Annotated in this window: 16 protein-coding genes and 1 riboswitch; of the genes, 8 read left to right on the top strand and 8 right to left on the bottom strand. The window is 39.0% G+C overall.

What is annotated here, in order from left to right; translation table 11 throughout:
* The first annotated feature begins 121 nt into the window (after window positions 1-121).
* Window positions 122-1690 (top strand): PucR family transcriptional regulator, encoded by a 1569-nt coding sequence (locus tag AC07YC_RS18680; RefSeq protein WP_494920125.1) that lies wholly within the window; start codon window positions 122-124, stop codon window positions 1688-1690.
* 46 nt (window positions 1691-1736) lie between these two features.
* Here the strand turns inward: AC07YC_RS18680 and AC07YC_RS18675 are convergent, their stop codons facing one another.
* Window positions 1737-2531 (bottom strand): carbon-nitrogen family hydrolase, encoded by a 795-nt coding sequence (locus tag AC07YC_RS18675; RefSeq protein ID WP_494920124.1) that lies wholly within the window; start codon window positions 2529-2531, stop codon window positions 1737-1739.
* A 96-nt stretch (window positions 2532-2627) separates the two neighbouring features.
* Between AC07YC_RS18675 and AC07YC_RS18670 the strand changes: the two genes are divergently transcribed.
* A complete protein-coding gene (locus AC07YC_RS18670) occupies window positions 2628-3791 on the top strand; it encodes a pyridoxal phosphate-dependent aminotransferase (RefSeq protein WP_494920123.1) in 1164 nt (387 codons plus the stop codon).
* A gap of 47 nt (window positions 3792-3838) precedes the next feature.
* Here AC07YC_RS18670 and AC07YC_RS18665 read toward each other — a convergent pair whose 3' ends face one another.
* Complete coding sequence (locus AC07YC_RS18665; RefSeq protein ID WP_336636562.1) at window positions 3839-4342, bottom strand: PPC domain-containing DNA-binding protein; 504 nt, start codon at window positions 4340-4342, stop codon at window positions 3839-3841.
* 122 nt (window positions 4343-4464) lie between these two features.
* A riboswitch (SAM riboswitch) is annotated at window positions 4465-4571 on the top strand.
* Between the two features lie 89 nt (window positions 4572-4660).
* On the opposite strand from AC07YC_RS18665, the gene AC07YC_RS18660 reads away from it, so the two are divergent.
* The 6 genes from AC07YC_RS18660 to AC07YC_RS18635 all read left to right on the top strand — a co-directional run bounded on the left by AC07YC_RS18660 (window position 4661) and on the right by AC07YC_RS18635 (window position 10427).
* A complete protein-coding gene (locus tag AC07YC_RS18660) occupies window positions 4661-5491 on the top strand; it encodes a MetQ/NlpA family ABC transporter substrate-binding protein (protein ID WP_494920122.1) in 831 nt (276 codons plus the stop codon).
* 94 nt (window positions 5492-5585) lie between these two features.
* Window positions 5586-6611, top strand: coding sequence for a methionine ABC transporter ATP-binding protein (locus AC07YC_RS18655; RefSeq protein ID WP_008176093.1), 1026 nt, complete (start codon window positions 5586-5588; stop codon window positions 6609-6611).
* On the top strand, window positions 6604-7266 hold the full coding sequence (locus AC07YC_RS18650) for a methionine ABC transporter permease (RefSeq protein ID WP_494920121.1): 663 nt from the start codon (window positions 6604-6606) through the stop codon (window positions 7264-7266). Before AC07YC_RS18655 ends, AC07YC_RS18650 begins: the two co-directional genes overlap by 8 nt.
* Window positions 7267-7279: 13 nt before the next feature.
* Window positions 7280-8059, top strand: coding sequence for an enoyl-CoA hydratase/isomerase family protein (locus AC07YC_RS18645; RefSeq protein ID WP_494920120.1), 780 nt, complete (start codon window positions 7280-7282; stop codon window positions 8057-8059).
* Window positions 8060-8073: 14 nt separating this feature from the next.
* Window positions 8074-9234 (top strand): alpha-hydroxy acid oxidase, encoded by a 1161-nt coding sequence (locus tag AC07YC_RS18640; RefSeq protein ID WP_494920119.1) that lies wholly within the window; start codon window positions 8074-8076, stop codon window positions 9232-9234.
* The gene (locus tag AC07YC_RS18635) at window positions 9231-10427 is read left to right on the top strand and encodes a CaiB/BaiF CoA transferase family protein (RefSeq protein WP_494920118.1); all 1197 of its coding nucleotides are present in this window, start codon (window positions 9231-9233) and stop codon (window positions 10425-10427) included. The genes AC07YC_RS18640 and AC07YC_RS18635 overlap by 4 nt, the downstream gene beginning before the upstream one ends.
* Before the next feature lie 8 nt (window positions 10428-10435).
* Here the strand turns inward: AC07YC_RS18635 and AC07YC_RS18630 are convergent, their stop codons facing one another.
* The 6 genes from AC07YC_RS18630 to AC07YC_RS18605 all read right to left on the bottom strand — a co-directional run bounded on the left by AC07YC_RS18630 (window position 10436) and on the right by AC07YC_RS18605 (window position 15344).
* The gene (locus tag AC07YC_RS18630) at window positions 10436-10771 is read right to left on the bottom strand and encodes a hypothetical protein (protein WP_494920117.1); all 336 of its coding nucleotides are present in this window, start codon (window positions 10769-10771) and stop codon (window positions 10436-10438) included.
* A 128-nt stretch (window positions 10772-10899) separates the two neighbouring features.
* Window positions 10900-12099: a glycine C-acetyltransferase gene (locus tag AC07YC_RS18625; RefSeq protein ID WP_196244029.1), complete on the bottom strand. Its 1200-nt coding sequence runs from the start codon at window positions 12097-12099 to the stop codon at window positions 10900-10902.
* 58 nt (window positions 12100-12157) lie between these two features.
* Window positions 12158-13234 (bottom strand): nucleotide kinase, encoded by a 1077-nt coding sequence (locus AC07YC_RS18620; RefSeq protein WP_494920116.1) that lies wholly within the window; start codon window positions 13232-13234, stop codon window positions 12158-12160.
* A 101-nt stretch (window positions 13235-13335) separates the two neighbouring features.
* Window positions 13336-13971 carry a YczE/YyaS/YitT family protein gene (locus AC07YC_RS18615; RefSeq protein ID WP_494920115.1) on the bottom strand — a complete coding sequence of 212 codons (636 nt, stop codon included), beginning with the start codon at window positions 13969-13971 and terminating at the stop codon, window positions 13336-13338.
* A 131-nt stretch (window positions 13972-14102) separates the two neighbouring features.
* Window positions 14103-14594, bottom strand: a complete 492-nt coding sequence (ybaK, locus tag AC07YC_RS18610) for a Cys-tRNA(Pro) deacylase (protein WP_336636551.1) — start codon at window positions 14592-14594, stop codon at window positions 14103-14105.
* Between the two features lie 24 nt (window positions 14595-14618).
* Window positions 14619-15344: a hypothetical protein gene (locus tag AC07YC_RS18605; protein ID WP_494920114.1), complete on the bottom strand. Its 726-nt coding sequence runs from the start codon at window positions 15342-15344 to the stop codon at window positions 14619-14621.
* Between the last annotated feature and the right edge of the window lie 436 nt (window positions 15345-15780).

The raw sequence follows: 15780 nt of genomic DNA, 5'->3' as shown, positions 1-15780 counted from the left end.
GTAAAATAGACTAAATATTCTTAAAATATAATTCCACCTAAATTTACAGCTATTTAGTAACACGAAAGAGAAATAATAGATATAAAAAAACGTTGAAGATGTTTCAAAAGGAGGAGCTGTATTGAGCCAATTCCAACTTAAGGTACTGCATGTGTTAGAAAATAAATACTTTCAGAATGCAGAGGTAGTTGCAGGTCACGAGGGGCTATTAAGAATCGTTAAGTGGGCACATGTCCTTGAAATAGTCCATGTAGATAATTTTTTAGTTGGAGAAGAGCTGGTGTTAACAACGGGGATCAGTCTTCAACATGGCATCGAAGATTTTATGACGTTTATTAAATCTTTAATCGATAAAAATTGTGCTGCTCTTTGTATTGAGTATGGCTCTTCTATTCAAGCCGTTCCAGAAGCAATACTTGCCATTGCAAATCGTCATCAGTTTCCGATTATTGTTTTTCATGAAGCCGTACCTTTTGTTCGCATTACACAGGATTTACATAGTCAAATTATTAATCAGCAATATTTAATGGTTTCGACACTCGAATCCTACTCACAAACTTTAAATAAAAATACGGTCTTAGGACAAAACACGGATGACATTTTACAAAATATGTATACCGAATTGAAAACACAAATTATGTTTTCCATTAAGGGACGGGAACCTATCTTTTATCCCAACATGACAAAAAGGAACCGTCAGCAATTATTAGCTTTGAATAAATATGCTCAGCCATTTAAACATGAGCCCATCTTTATTTTTGATCAACATTATGCAGATTTAACGATTTTTCGTGAAGATGGTTTATTTTCAGAGTTTGAATTATTAATATTAGACCGTACAGCAACAGCATTAGCACAATTATTAATGCGAGAGTTTTATATTGAGGAGAAAAAGAATATTGAGGACGCTTCGATTTTAGCTGATTGGATCGACCAAAAGCTGAACAAGGAGGAAATCTATAAATTTATCGTCTCTCACTATACCAACTATTCACAATCTAGTGGGGCTGTCTTTATTTTGGCCACTCCCAATACAGTAATGAAAGCGCAGGAGGATATTGTCTATAGTAAACTTTATTATCGTAATCTCTTTGAACAGCATGGCTTTATTCCCTTTTTATTCGAAAGAAAAAGCTATGTTATTTTTATTTTACTTCATACAAAAGATTGTCGAGCGATTCGTGAAATATTAAATAGCATCTTTACCTCACTGCCCAAAACTGAATTTTATAAAAAACAGCAAACTCAAGGGTTTCAAATAGCGGTTGGTAAAGTTGTAGCTGATGTGCAAGAAATCTCCAAAAGCTATCAAACTGCATTAGAAACATTATATATTTGCCGCAAAGTGCAAACTTCCTCGTTCTTTTATGATGATTTGCATTTGTATCATTTAATCTATAAATTACAAATGCAGGTGAATTTAAAGGAAGTTATACATGATTATTTACAGCCAGTTATTGAGTATGATGAAAAATATAACAGCAAGCTTCTTGAAACATTACAAGTCTATTTACAATCAAACGGCTCCAAGCAGCAAACGGCTAACCAACTGTTTATCGTTCGTCAAACACTATATCACCGTTTAAAAAAGCTTGAAAGTTTACTCGGGGAAAATTTCATGAAGGGTCATAATCGCATTACACTGGAATTTATGCTTCTTGCAAACTCCTTAATTGATGACAAGAGTTAAAAATAGGCACGTTCAAGAGGCCTCTCCCCTTTAACGTGCCATCTCATTATCCTTTCACCACAACATCTTGATAAAGTCCTGGTCGACGATCATCGTATACAGGAATTCTTCCACGTACTTCATCAACTATGGAGAAATCCACATCAATTACTGCTACTTCCTCGTCTTCAGCACCAACCCAAAGTACTTCACCCCACGGCTGAATAATCATCGATTGCCCATTAAAGTTTTCTACTTTTCTCGAAATACGGTTAACTGCTATCACAAAGCATTGGTTTTCAATCGCTCGCGCCTGCAGCAATGTTTTCCAATGATCAATTCTAGGCTTCGGCCATTGAGCTGGAACAAAAAGCACCTTCGCTCCTTGCAGGGCATGCGCACGTAACCATTCAGGGAAACGAATATCATAACAAATGACACCAGCCGCCTCAATGTGTCCTAGCGCGAATCGATTCATATCATCTCCAGCTTCTAAGTAAAGATGCTCGTCCATTAAACGGAAAAGATGCGCCTTGCTATATTCCCCAACAAGTAATCCATTGTTATCAAATGTATACATCGTATTGTAAAACTTGTCATCCTTTTTTATCGAAACGGAGCCACCGACAATATGTACACTAAGTTCCTTCGCTAAGTTAGCTAAAAATGCCTTTGTACGCTCACCGTTAACGTCCGCCAATTCTGCTAGCTTTTCTAGTGCGTAGCCGGTATTCCACATTTCCGGTAACACAATAATTTCCGCCCCTAGTTTTGCAGCTTCACGAATCTTGTCCTCTGCCCGTGTAAAATTTTCTTCTACTTTGCCGAAGCCAACGTTTAACTGAATACAACCGATTTTCATATTCATTCCTCCTCTAGACAATTAACAAAAAAAGTACTACTATTTGCTTCATATTCTTCAATAATAATTATTATATTCTGAAAAAGGTGATCATGCATGGAATTCTCTAAAAAACTACAGCAATTACCCACTCAATTTTTTGCGGCGCTTGTCCAAAAAGTAAACAATGCCTTGGAAGAAGGTCGTGATGTAATTAATCTCGGGCAAGGAAATCCCGACCAACCTACGCCTACTCATATCATTCAAGCATTGCAGGAAGCAGCTGAAAATCCTCAAAACCACAAGTATTCGCCTTTTCGTGGTATCGCTGAATTACGTCAAGCGGCTGCCGACTTTTATAAACGGGAATATGATGTGGAGATTGATCCTCACACTGAAGTAGCCATTCTTGGTGGCACAAAGATTGGTCTTGTTGAGCTACCTTTGGCTGTGTTAAATCCAGGCGATACAATGCTATTACCAGACCCGGGCTATCCAGACTACTTATCTGGTGTTGTATTAGGTGATGTTAATTTTGAAGTAATGCCACTTTTTGCTGAGAATAATTTCTTACCTGATTATGATGCCCTACCTAAAGAAGTTATAGAAAAAGCCAAGTTACTTTACTTAAATTACCCAAATAATCCAACGGGTGGTACAGCTACACTTGAATTTTTTGAAGAAACCATTCGTTTTGCTAAGGAGCATAATATCATCGTATCACATGATTTTGCTTATGGTGCGATTGGATTTGATGGCAATAAACCTATTAGTTTCTTACAGGCCAACGGTGCAAAAGAAGTTGGAATCGAAATGTACACATTATCAAAGACTTATAATATGGCAGGTTGGCGTATAGGCTTTGCTGTTGGTAATGCTGATTTGATTGCCGCGATTAATCTTATTCAAGATCATTTGTTTTGTAGTCAATTTCCTGCTATTCAGCAAGCAGCAGCTGTTGCACTGACATCTTCACAGGAATGTGCAGATGAGCTAAGAGCTACCTATGAGCGTCGTCGAAATGTTCTAATCGAAGAAGCTCATAGAATTGGCTGGCAAGTAACGGCACCAAGGGGCTCCTTCTTTGCCTGGCTCCCTGTCCCATTAGGTTTTACTAGCGAACAATTTGCCGATATTTTGCTTGACAAAGCTGATATTGCGGTAGCCGCAGGAAATGGCTTTGGCCAATATGGGGAAGGCTATGTGCGTATTGGCTTGCTTGTAAGCGAGGAACGGTTACGAGAAGCCATGCATAGAATTGAGCAATTAAAATTATTCTAACATGGAACAAAATGGAGTCCTGTAGCTTTCAGTAGCTAGAGGACTTACTATTTTTCAATTTTCCTTGGAAGATCTAACCCATGTTCTAATGGATAAAATTGTACATGACCTGTTTCATCATCCAACTGACGGATATGCTGAATGCCTTGAACTTCTGCCAGTACTACATCTGCTGTTATGACGATATTTCCGCCCTTTATAAAATGACCGCCAGAAACCACTCCCCATTGATCGCTCATGGAACCATGGAAATGCGTTTCATATTGTGCATCACGCTTACAAACAACTCCTGAACCTTGGATAAACTCGAGTGGCCCCTCTTTCTCAACCACATCACTAAATCGAACTTTAATGTGGGAAGTTTCATCAGGTACTAAATAAACAAAGCTACTTTTTTGAAAACTACCAATACAACTAATAATGGTTGCTGATTCAATTTTATTCTCTTCACAAAGTGCCTCAATTCCTTCAATGATGTCTGTTCCCATGAGAAGACGAGCACTAATCACCTTACCAAATGAACCTATGCCATACTTAACTCTAACGGACAATCTTCTCCCTCCTTCGCAACAAAATATTATAACAATATAAAAAATTTTAAAAATATTTATTGACTTACTATACCCTATAAATTATATTAGTTCTATCGGAAATACAAAAATATAATATGAATCTCTTATCAAGAGTAGCTGAGGGACTGGCCCTATGAAGCTCGGCAACCTCCTTTTTATGAAGGAAGGTGCTAAATCCTGCAAACGAAATTCGTTTGATAGATAAGAGAGGACTTTTTTTCATGAGCCTCTCTTAATTTGTAAGAGAGTTTTTTTTATTTTCAAAAACCGATAAAACAATTTTTGGAGGTAGTTTTCATGAAGAAGAAAAATAAATTTTTAGTAGGTTTAGCAAGTCTTACATTAGTCGCAGCACTAGCGGGCTGTGGCTCTAAAGAAGATAGCAAAGGAAAAGGCGAAGCTATCGATGAAAATAAAATTGTTGTGGGTGTCACTTCAGGACCTCATGAGCAAATTGCAGAGATAGCTGCTAAAGTTGCAAAGGAAAAAGGTCTAGAAGTAGAACTAAAATCATTTTCTGATTATGTTTTACCAAATACATCCTTAGCAGAAGGAGATCTTGATGCAAACAGCTATCAGCATAAACCTTTCCTCGATACATTTAATAAAGATCACGATACAGATTTAGTACCGGTTGGCAAAACAATTTTAAATCCAATGGGTATATACTCTGAAAAATATAAATCATTGGATGATGTTCCTGAAGGTGCAACATTTGGCTTACCGAATGACCCAACAAATGGAGCGCGTGCTCTCTTTGTTTTACAAGAGGCAGGCTATATTAAATTAAAAGATGGAGCGGACTTAACAGCATCTGTTCGTGACGTGGAAGAAAACAAAAAGAATTTAAAATTCATAGAATTAGAAGCTGCACAAATTCCTAAGCAGCTTGGTGAAGTAGATGTAGCTGCTATAAATACTAACTTTGCGCTGGAAGCTGGCATTAACCCGCAAGAGGACTCTATTCTTTTAGAATCTACTGACTCTCCATATGTGAACTACATTGTCGTTCGTGCAGAAAATGAAAACGACCCAACGATTAAAAAGTTCATTGAGGCTTATCAATCTGATGAAGTGCGTCAATTCATTGAAGAGGAATTCAAAGGTTCTGTAATCCCTAGCTGGTAATACGTGCGATAAGCTAAAGAATCTGCCCAATTTCCACTATGGAAACCGCGCAGATTCTTGCTTTTTAGAAGTTAAGAAAGGAGCAATCAATCTGATGATTCAATTACAAAATATTTCAAAAGAATATAAGACAAAAAAAGGCAGTATTAAGGCAGTGGATGGAATCAATCTTCATGTAAAAAAAGGGCAAATTCATGGTGTAATTGGGTATAGTGGTGCCGGTAAAAGCACGCTGATTCGTTGTGTTAATTTACTAGAGCGTCCTTCAGCAGGCAAAGTCTTAATTGACAATGTGGATATTACTACCCTTTCACTTCATGACTTACGTCAAACACGACAAAAGATTGGTATGATTTTTCAACATTTTAATCTCTTAAAGACAGCGACAGTTTATAACAATATTGCAGTTCCCTTAAAGCTACTTGGTTATAACGAAACAGAAGTCAAAAATCGTGTGGCTAAATATGCGGAAATTGTAGGTTTAACAGAAAAGCTAGATAGCTACCCTAATCAGCTTTCAGGTGGACAAAAGCAACGTGTCGCTATTGCACGCGCTCTAGCGCAAGAGCCGGAAATTTTACTTAGTGATGAAGCAACAAGTGCGCTTGATCCTGAGACTACAGAGGCCATTCTTGAACTATTGTTAAAAATTAATCGTGAATTAGGAATTACAATCCTACTGATTACACATGAAATGAATGTCATTCAGAAAATTTGTGATGAGGTATCTGTGCTAGAGGCAGGGAAAGTAGTTGAATTTGGTACGGCTATTGAGCTCTTTGCAAAACCACAACACCCTACTACCAGAAAGTTCTTAAGTACCATTTCACAACGTAACTTAACTCCTTCTCTTATTGAGCAGTTAAATGTTTCAGGTAGCGTCATTCGTTTAACATTTCTTGGAGAAAGTACTGGTAAGCCGTTATTGGCTGAAGTCAGCAAAGTATATGATGTACAACCAAACATTTTAACAGCCAATATTATTGAATTAAAAAACGGCATTGTTGGTAATATTGTGGTGCATTTAAACGGAGAGCCCAACATTGTTCAAAAGGCGTTAACCTATTTTGCAGAGAATGGCGTTACTGTGGAAGAGTTAGGAGGAGAGATCCATGAATAATTTCTTTAATGAATGGTCAGAGGTTATTGGCAAAGCAATTATCGAAACATTTCAAATGGTCGGAATTTCATTATTCTTTTCGATTCTAATCGGTATACCTTTAGGACTTTTAATTGTTTTAACACGACCTGGTCAATCCTTTGAAAATAAATTTTTCTATCAATTTTTTAATTTAGTTATCAATATTATCCGTTCAGTCCCATTCATCATCTTACTATTCTTCATTTTACCTTTTACAAAGGTTATCGTCGGTACAACGATTGGCGTGAAAGGCGTTATTGTTCCGCTTGTAGTTTATACCGCTCCTTATATTGCACGACTGATGGAGTCAGCGCTTTTAGAAGTTGATTCGGGCGTTGTCGAAGCCTACACCGCTATGGGTATTAAACGTCGCCATATCATCTGGCATGTATTATTACGCGAAGCACGCCCATCCATTATTTTAGGCTTAACGATCGCTACAATTGGATTGATTGGCGCAACAGCAATGGCAGGAATGGTTGGTGCTGGCGGATTAGGCGACCTAGCTTACCGTTATGGTCATTTACGCTATGAGGTAGATGTCATGTATGCAACGGTGTTTATTTTAATCATCCTTGTACAAAGCATACAATCCATAGGTAACCGCATTTCAGCCAAATTGAAGAAAGACTAGGAGGAGGATATCCATGTCAACTGAGATTTATGTAGAGAAAAACGGCTATATCGCAACGCTAGTGTTAAACCGTCCTGACAAACGAAATTCTTTATCGAGAGCAATGTTCCAAGCAATTATAGACGAGCTAGAACAGCTACGTACAAATACGTCTATCAAGCTATTAATTGTGCGCGGTGTCAATGAAGTCGCCTTTTCCTCGGGTGCTGATATTAGTGAATTTTTAGATATTCGTTATGCTGCGGATAATGCTAAGGCCTATAATGATCTAGCTTTAAAGGCCATTGATGACCTCTATAAATTCCCACATCCTACGATTGCCATGATTCAGGGCTTAGCAATTGGCGGCGGCTTAGAGTTAGCCAATGCTTGTGACTTTAGATTGGCGACACCAAAGAGTAAGCTTGGCATTACCGCTGCGAACATTGGGATTGTCTATAATCTTGAAAGCACTAAACGTCTTATTAATATTGTTGGTGTCGCGAAGGCTAAAGAGATTTTATACACAGCAAACATTTTTACAGCAGAGGAAGGCAAAAGCATCGGTTTGATTACTGCCCTTCATGAGCCGCAGGAAATTGAAAATGCCACTATGCAATTTGCTGAGCATCTTTTAAGTAAATCATCTATTGCCAATGCAGGTAGTAAAAAAATAATTCAAGCTATTGTGGATGGAGAAAATGAAGAGAGTGATGAACTGGCTCAATTAATTCTCGATTCATTTAGTTCTGATGACTATAACGAAGGTATTCAAGCTTTTTTAAATAAAAGAAAGCCTATTTTCAATAAATAAGTGAGGTAGTAACGATGACTAATACAAATGATGGTGACCTACTCTTAAAAAATATCACTGCCCAAGCCCCCTTCCCCATTTGCTTTGCCGATTTAGAAAAAGCAGTAGCGGAAAAAATTCCAGCTGGTCCATTCGGCTACATTCGCTCAGGTGCTGGCGGTGAACAAACATTACGTAATAATCGTTCAGCTTTTGAAAAATACTCCATTGTTCCCCGCTTCTTAAATGATGTTTCAAACGTTCATACATCTATTAATTTGTTCGGGAAAACTTACCCAACGCCATTGCTCTTTGCCCCTGTCGGCATGAACGGAATGGTTCACGAGGAAGGTGAACTTGCCGCTGTACGCGCTGCCCAGCAATTAAATATGCCATATATTCAAAGCACAGTCTCCACCTATGCCCTCGAAGATGTTGCCGAAGCTGCCCCTTCAGCAACAAAATGGTTCCAATTGTATTGGTCTACAAATGAAGAAATTGCATTGAGTATGGCCGCACGAGCAGAGTCAGCAGGCTTTGAAGCAATTGTCTTAACAGTCGATACAGTAATGCTTGGATGGCGAGAAGAAGATGTACGCAATCAATTTTCACCATTAAAGCTAGGCTACGCAAAAGGAAATTACATAAATGATCCTGTCTTTATGGCTTCTTTGCCTAATGATTCATTTGAATCGTATGTACAAGGCGTCCTGCAAAATGTTTTCCACCCTACACTCAATTGGGAGCATGTTCGTGAATTAAAACGACGTACAAATCTTCCTATATTATTAAAGGGAATTTTACATCCTGAAGATGCAAAGCTAGCCCTTGAAAATGGGATTGACGGGATTATCGTATCGAACCATGGCGGCCGACAATTAGATGGTGTTATTAGTTCACTTGATGCCCTCCCCGCCATCGTGAGTGCTGTCAATGGACAAATCCCTATAATTTTAGATAGTGGTGTATATCGCGGGATGGATGCCTTAAAAGCACTTGCTTTAGGAGCTGATGCGGTAGCAATTGGGCGTCCCTTCGTCTATGGCCTAGCCCTTGAAGGACAACAAGGTGCCGAAAAAGTGATGACAAATATTTATGATGAATTAAAGGTTTCCATTGCATTAGCAGGCACAACCTCCATCAAAGGGTTACGTACGATTACATTAGTCAAAAATGATGGGACTGAGGTTAGATGAAACAGGCATTAGAGGGATTAAAAGTTGTTGATTTATCACAAGTATTAGCGGGTCCTTATTGCACAATGGTCTTAGCAGATATGGGCGCAGAAGTTATTAAAATCGAGAAATATCCAAACGGAGACGACACCCGAGCAATGGGTCCGTTCGTTCATGAAGAAAGTCATATGTATATGATGGTTAATCGCAATAAAAAAGGTGTATGTCTAAATTTAAAAACGCCAGAGGGCTTGGCTTTATTCAAAGAGCTTATCCAATCTGTTGATGTGCTTGTGGAAAACTATCGACCAGGTGTTACGAAAAAGCTAGGGATTGATTATGATACTTTAAAAGCCCTTAACCCTGGACTCATTTACTGCTCTATTTCTGGCTATGGACAAACGGGTCCTTATAGCCAAAAAGGTGGCTATGATATTATGGCACAAGGTCTAAGTGGCTTAATGCATATGACTGGTGAACCACAGGGCCGACCTGTAAAAGTTGGCTTCGCTGTCAATGATATTGCCGCTGCCCAAACGGCCTTACAATCTATTTTAATGGCCTATATTTATAAGCTACGCAGTGGTGAGGGGCAATATATCGATGTTTCTTTAGTAGAGTCAGGGCTTGCTTGGACTGTTTGGGAGGCCGCTGCCTACTTTGGTCAGGGCGAATTACCCGAGCGTACAGGAACTGCCCACCGAGTATCCGCACCCTATCAAGGCTTTAAAACACAGGATGACTATATTTTAATAGGTGCTGGCAATCAAAAACTATGGGAAATTTTTGCGACAAAGGTTATCGAACGACCTGATTGGTTAGACAATCCCCTCTTTATTACAAACTATTCACGTGCTCAGCATGTAAAGGCGTTAGAAGCAGAAATTGAAAGTGAATTAGCGAAACATCCAGCAACCTACTGGCTGGAGCTTTTAGATGAACACGGCGTACCATCTAGCCCTATCTATTCCTATGACCAAACCTTAAATGATCCCCATATTTTACAGCGGGATATGGTCTTGTCCTATGAACATCCAACTGCTGGACCAATGAGAACACTAGGTTTCCCAGCAAAATTCTCACGCACGCCGGGTCAATTAACTGGTGCAGCCCCAACTTTAGGACAGCATAATGAAGAAATTTTGCAGGCTTTAAACATCACTGATCATGAAGTACAGCAGCTAAAAAAAGCGAATGTAATACGCTCAAAATAAGAAGCCCTTTATTTTGACGAGCTATTGATCACTTTGAGCGGACTGTCCGTCACTTTTGACGGGCTATCCGCCTCTTTTGGTGAGCTATCCGTCTCTTTTGGTGAGCTATCCGTCACTTTCCCCTCGCTATCCGTCACTTTGCCTTCGCTATCCGTCTCTTTGCCTTCGCTATCCGTCTCTTTCCCCTCGCTATCCGTCTCTTTCCCCTCGCTATCCGTCACTTTCCTCTGGCTATCCGTCACTTTCCTCGCGCTATCCGTCTCTTTCCCCTCGCTATCCGTTACTTTGCTCTGGCTATCCGTCACTCTGCCCTCGCTATCCGTCACTTTACTCAGACTATCCATCTCTTAGCTCAGACTATCCATCTCTTTCCCCGCGCTATCCGTCACTTCATAGAATTTGATTGGAATGAAGCGCCCGTTTTCATTGTAATCAAAAAGGCCACCTCCACAACGAAGGTAGCCTTTTCGTATTATTGAATTACACCTAATTCGCGGCCAACTTTCTCGTAAATGGCTAACGCATCATCAAGCATTTCTTTTGTATGAGCTGCTGTTGGCATATTACGAACGCGACCTGTGCCTTTAGGAACGGTTGGGAATACGATTGATTTTGCATAAACGCCTTCTTCAAATAAGCGTTTTGAAAACTCTTGTGTCAGCTTTTCATCTCCAATAATACAAGGAGTAATTGGTGTTTCTGATTCACCAATATTAAAGCCAAGCTTCTCTAGACCCGCTTTTAAATAGTTACCATTATCCCACAGCTTATCGTGTAGCTCTGTAGAATCGATTAGCATTTGTACGGCAGCTGTAATGGCTGCCACATCACCTGGTGGTAAAGCTGTTGAGAACAAGAATGGACGTGAACGAACTTTTAACCAATCAATTAGGTTCTTCTTCCCAGCTACATAGCCACCCACGACGCCAATTGCTTTTGAGAGTGTACCAATTTGGAAGTCAATCTCCTTTTCTAGTCCAAAGTGCTTCACAGTTCCTTTTCCTTTACCTGTTACACCTGAACCATGTGCATCATCAACATAAGTGATTAAATCAAATTCTTTGGCGATTTCCACAATTTCTGGCAATTTAGCAATATCTCCATCCATTGAGAATACACCATCCGTAATAACCATCACTTTATTGTATAATCCAGATTCTTTTGCCGCTTTCGCCTTAGCACGTAAATCATCCATATCTGAGTGATTAAACGGAATGATTTTCGCCTTTGATAAACGACAACCGTCAATAATAGAGGCATGATTTAATTGATCCGAAAGAATTGCATCGTTTTTATCCATAACAGCAGAAATAGCTGCCATATTACAATTAAAGCCAGATTGATAAGAAATAGCTGCTTCTGTTCCTTTAAATTCAGCAAGCTTTTCCTCTAATTTAACGTGTAGGTCAAGCGTCCCGTTAATAGTACGAACAGCACCTGCTCCAACACCATATTTTTCAATCGTTTCTTTGGCAATACGCTTTAATTCTTCATTAGTTGCTAGGCCTAAATAATTGTTAGAAGATAAGTTAACAAGATTTTTGCCACGTACCTGAATAATCGGGCCATTCGCACCCTCTACTGGATCAATTTCATTGTATAAGCCTTGTTCATGTAAGGCTTGTAGGTTTTCGTCTAAAAATGCATTCAATACTTTTGACAAGCGTATCATCCTTTCCTAGGAAAACAGTTCTAGCTCCTAGTTTAGCACAAGCAAGCCTTTAGCTAAATTATTTTGTTAACCTTTCGAATAATGACGCTGTTTTTTCTCGCCATAAAGAGGCGGATAAGCAATGATCCAATAAACGTCGCACTGTATACTCTGCTTCTGCATAACGCTTTGAATAGCCCATCGCATCTTGCATGGCTTCTTTATAGCGCGCACGTACTTCCGCTATTGCTAATTCCGCCTCTTCCGTAAGCGCACAATGTTGCCCAATATCAAATATCTTATCGCCTAATCGACCATCCTGTGGATCAAAAATATGAGGTTCTGTACTATCAAAAATACAGAAATTTAGTTCTGGGATAATGACCATATCAACCGATCCTGCATCTAAGCCACACCATACAATTTGGGCATCCAGTCCTCTTGCATTCGCCTCATCTGCTAAGCCTTTCATCAAGGAGGATTTGCCCGTACCTGGTTTGCCTTTAATCATTAATCTTGTTGATATATTTTTTGTAATGCTTTCTACTGTATTTTCTGCCCCTCTAGGCGTTAACGTTCCAAGTAAACGATGTGTGCGTTCACCCGTTTTATTTAAAACTATAGACTGGAAGACTTCCGATTTTAAATTTTCCACCTGTTCATTTAATGCCTGCCAATTCATACAGCTTTGCGTCACAACCTCCCAATCATCGTGGAGCTTGATAGCATGGCTTAGCTTGGCAATACATTTATCACGCCAAGCTGTACGTTCCTGCACTGCATTAGCCAGTTGCTCTCCAATTTTCTCAAGCTGAGCATCCTCCAAGCAATCATAAAAAGACATAACGCGATGCTTCGTCCCAAGCAATGTTGGCTCAATATCCCATTCTGATGCCCAGACATACAGTCTATTACATCCCTTTACATAAACAGCCTCGACTACTTCCTCTAATAATGCGTGCTTAAACCATTCGACAGCAAAGCCCTGCTTAACATAAAAATAACCCAGCTCCTTCAACAGCTCTGATCCTTTAGATGTAGAAGCACCTTGTAAAAAATAAACTAGCTCCGCTTCCTCCATCATTTCTTTATATAAATGTTTCACACCTTGCCCAGTCAATGCGTGTCCAAAATAATACGTCACATTTCCGTTCAAATGTCGTTCCTCCTTTTGTTTCTGCCTTGCATTATATGAAGGAACACTAAAAAAGATGAAAAGCTACCCCGATCTTTAACAGATAAAAGTAGCTTTATAGTTTAATAAAAAGGCTTCATGTCTTCTATACGGCCAATACATTTCATTAATACTTGGCGGCAATACGGTAATGAATATTGAACAATATATCCTGAGGTTAATGCAATTAATACTGTTCCTACTCCAACAGGCCCACCTAGTAGCCACCCTACAATGGTCACTAGAACTTCGATACCCATCCTCACAGTTTTAATAGATCCGCCAAATTTTTCGACGAGTATCATCATTAATGTATCACGAGGGCCTGCTCCCATATTTGGAGCAATATACATACCGCAGCCAAAGCTTAGGACGAATAAACCAATAATAAAATATGTAATTTGTAGACCATATACATCTGTTGACGGCAATAACCAGTTAAATACATCGATGAATGAACCGATTAGTAGCATGTTCAGCCATGTACCAATTTTGGGCCATGTTCGTAAAACAATCGATGTTGATACGACAATGAAAAGACCTGTTAATATAGACCATGTACCAATCGTTAATCCGAAGTTTTGAAATAATCCTACATGCAAGACATCCCAAGGACTTGTTCCAACTATTTTCCCTTTAATGGACATCGTAATACCCAGTGACATCACAATCAAGCCACCAATAAAAAATGTCCAGCGCCACCCCATTATTTTGCGCATTTCCTATCCCTCTCTTTATGTTCGATAATGCTCTTACTGTATCATATTTTCTGCAAATATCGTGAAATCGTGTTTATGAATGGAAGGATAAATGACCGTATTCTATGAAAATAAAAAACTACCCGATTTTACTAATGGGTAGTTGTAATTGGCGCAAGCTGGGCCTTTGTAATATTCTTCAAATCATTAAGCTGAACATGGATTTGCATGCCTATTTTTCCTGCACTTACAATGATACTGCCTTGCTGTTGAGCAGTTTCATGGATTACCGTAGGATATAATTTTTTCATGCCTACCGGCGAGCATCCACCACGGACATATCCTGTATAACTAAGCAAATCTTTTACAGGTAGCATATCAATCTTCTTTTCTCCAACTACCTTTGCGGCAGCCTTTAAATCCAGTTCCTCAGCCACGGGGATAACAAATACAAAGAGCTTTTGTGCACTTGCCCTTGCTACTAATGTTTTAAAAACACGAGCAGCCGGCTGACCAATTTTTTCGGCAACAGAAACACCGTCCACTTGACCGTCGCCAATTTCATACTCAATCACATCGAATTCGATTTTTTGCTGCTCTAATAATCTTATCGCATTTGTTTTGGCATGCTTTGCCTTCGCCATAACCATAATCTCCTATCTACAACATTAGGCTATCAAAGAAAACATAGAATCATTGCCTGGACGATAGCCATTTTTCGTCATTTGAACATGAGCCGCATACTTTTCAGTTGCCTGTTTGAAGGCTCTCAATTTGAAAGCAGCGTCGTGGCTCTTACCGAAAATTGTATCCGCAAATGGGTCCAATTTCAATTCCTTCGAGAAACGTTCAGGAACCTTTACTGTAGTCACTTTATTGTCAAAAGGTTGGTTCTGCTCCTCTATTGCGTCGACGGTAGTGTTGGCTTCATGTAAAATATGCTGAATTTGAGCATCCACGTTTTCTGCTAAACGTATATCTTGAGCAGAAGGCTTTGACGGCGATAATGCTGCATTTCGCACCTGCTCTAAAACCTGTAATGTATCATTCATATCTGGATTATTTACAACAGGGGATCCGTCATGATGACCACTTGCCCACTTATAAGCTTGCTCATGTGCATGAACATTCTTTGAAGTTTGCTGTAAATCCTCCATAATGGCCTGCTGTTGGGGTGTTACTACTTCTGCATCTTCCTGTTGTTGCTCATATAAATCTTGATCTGTGCGTCCTAATAGTAGGTTTTCAAGCTCAAGCAATAATGGATTTTTCTTTGGTTGAAAATACATTGCATTTTTTCGATAAGCATCTCCCGCTTCTTTGCGCTGCAAGAACTTTTTTCGATTAAATGGTGATGATAATCTCTCTTGCTCCATTGAATTATATGTTTTCATAGTTTTCACCTCATCCTTCTATCTTCATATGCTATTTTGTTACTAGATATGAACATTTTTTATCACTATATCTATTCCTTCGAAACAGCTTCTGTACTCTTATTATCGGAATTTTCATTATTAAATTCAAGCATAAATGACTACTAACCACCTAAAGGGGTACAAATTAAAAACGTTTTTAGATATAAATACCTAACTACAAAGAATATATGCCTCAGTCCTTTAGTACTTTCATTTCGATTTCAATATAAATTATTACCATTCGCACAAAATAAATAGTGTTAATAAATAAAAAAAAAACAGCCTCTATATAAACTGATATTATCCCCTTTAAGTAGACAATGTAAAAAAAACTACATTAAACTGTAGTTAACATTCTACTTAAAGGGGATTTTCTATGGCTCGAAAAAATCAGGTTTATTCAAATGAATTGAAA

This window comes from Lysinibacillus sp. GW247-5R2A, assembly GCF_059424475.1.
The sequence above is the reverse complement of the archived record's forward strand: the minus strand, read 5'-3'. Positions and strand labels throughout refer to the sequence as shown.

What these genes read in the sequence shown, in the direction of transcription:
- AC07YC_RS18635 (WP_494920118.1), top strand. Translation starts at nt 9,231, where the DNA reads ATGAAACAGGCATTAGAGGGATTAAAAGTTGTTGATTTATCACAAGTA.
- AC07YC_RS18640 (WP_494920119.1), top strand. Translation starts at nt 8,074, where the DNA reads ATGACTAATACAAATGATGGTGACCTACTCTTAAAAAATATCACTGCC.
- AC07YC_RS18645 (WP_494920120.1), top strand. Translation starts at nt 7,280, where the DNA reads ATGTCAACTGAGATTTATGTAGAGAAAAACGGCTATATCGCAACGCTA.
- AC07YC_RS18615 (WP_494920115.1), bottom strand. Translation starts at nt 13,971, where the DNA reads ATGCGCAAAATAATGGGGTGGCGCTGGACATTTTTTATTGGTGGCTTG.
- AC07YC_RS18655 (WP_008176093.1), top strand. Translation starts at nt 5,586, where the DNA reads ATGATTCAATTACAAAATATTTCAAAAGAATATAAGACAAAAAAAGGC.
- AC07YC_RS18605 (WP_494920114.1), bottom strand. Translation starts at nt 15,344, where the DNA reads ATGAAAACATATAATTCAATGGAGCAAGAGAGATTATCATCACCATTT.
- AC07YC_RS18650 (WP_494920121.1), top strand. Translation starts at nt 6,604, where the DNA reads ATGAATAATTTCTTTAATGAATGGTCAGAGGTTATTGGCAAAGCAATT.
- AC07YC_RS18670 (WP_494920123.1), top strand. Translation starts at nt 2,628, where the DNA reads ATGGAATTCTCTAAAAAACTACAGCAATTACCCACTCAATTTTTTGCG.
- ybaK (WP_336636551.1), bottom strand. Translation starts at nt 14,594, where the DNA reads ATGGCGAAGGCAAAGCATGCCAAAACAAATGCGATAAGATTATTAGAG.
- AC07YC_RS18630 (WP_494920117.1), bottom strand. Translation starts at nt 10,771, where the DNA reads ATGGATAGTCTGAGTAAAGTGACGGATAGCGAGGGCAGAGTGACGGAT.
- AC07YC_RS18660 (WP_494920122.1), top strand. Translation starts at nt 4,661, where the DNA reads ATGAAGAAGAAAAATAAATTTTTAGTAGGTTTAGCAAGTCTTACATTA.
- AC07YC_RS18675 (WP_494920124.1), bottom strand. Translation starts at nt 2,531, where the DNA reads ATGAAAATCGGTTGTATTCAGTTAAACGTTGGCTTCGGCAAAGTAGAA.
- AC07YC_RS18625 (WP_196244029.1), bottom strand. Translation starts at nt 12,099, where the DNA reads ATGATACGCTTGTCAAAAGTATTGAATGCATTTTTAGACGAAAACCTA.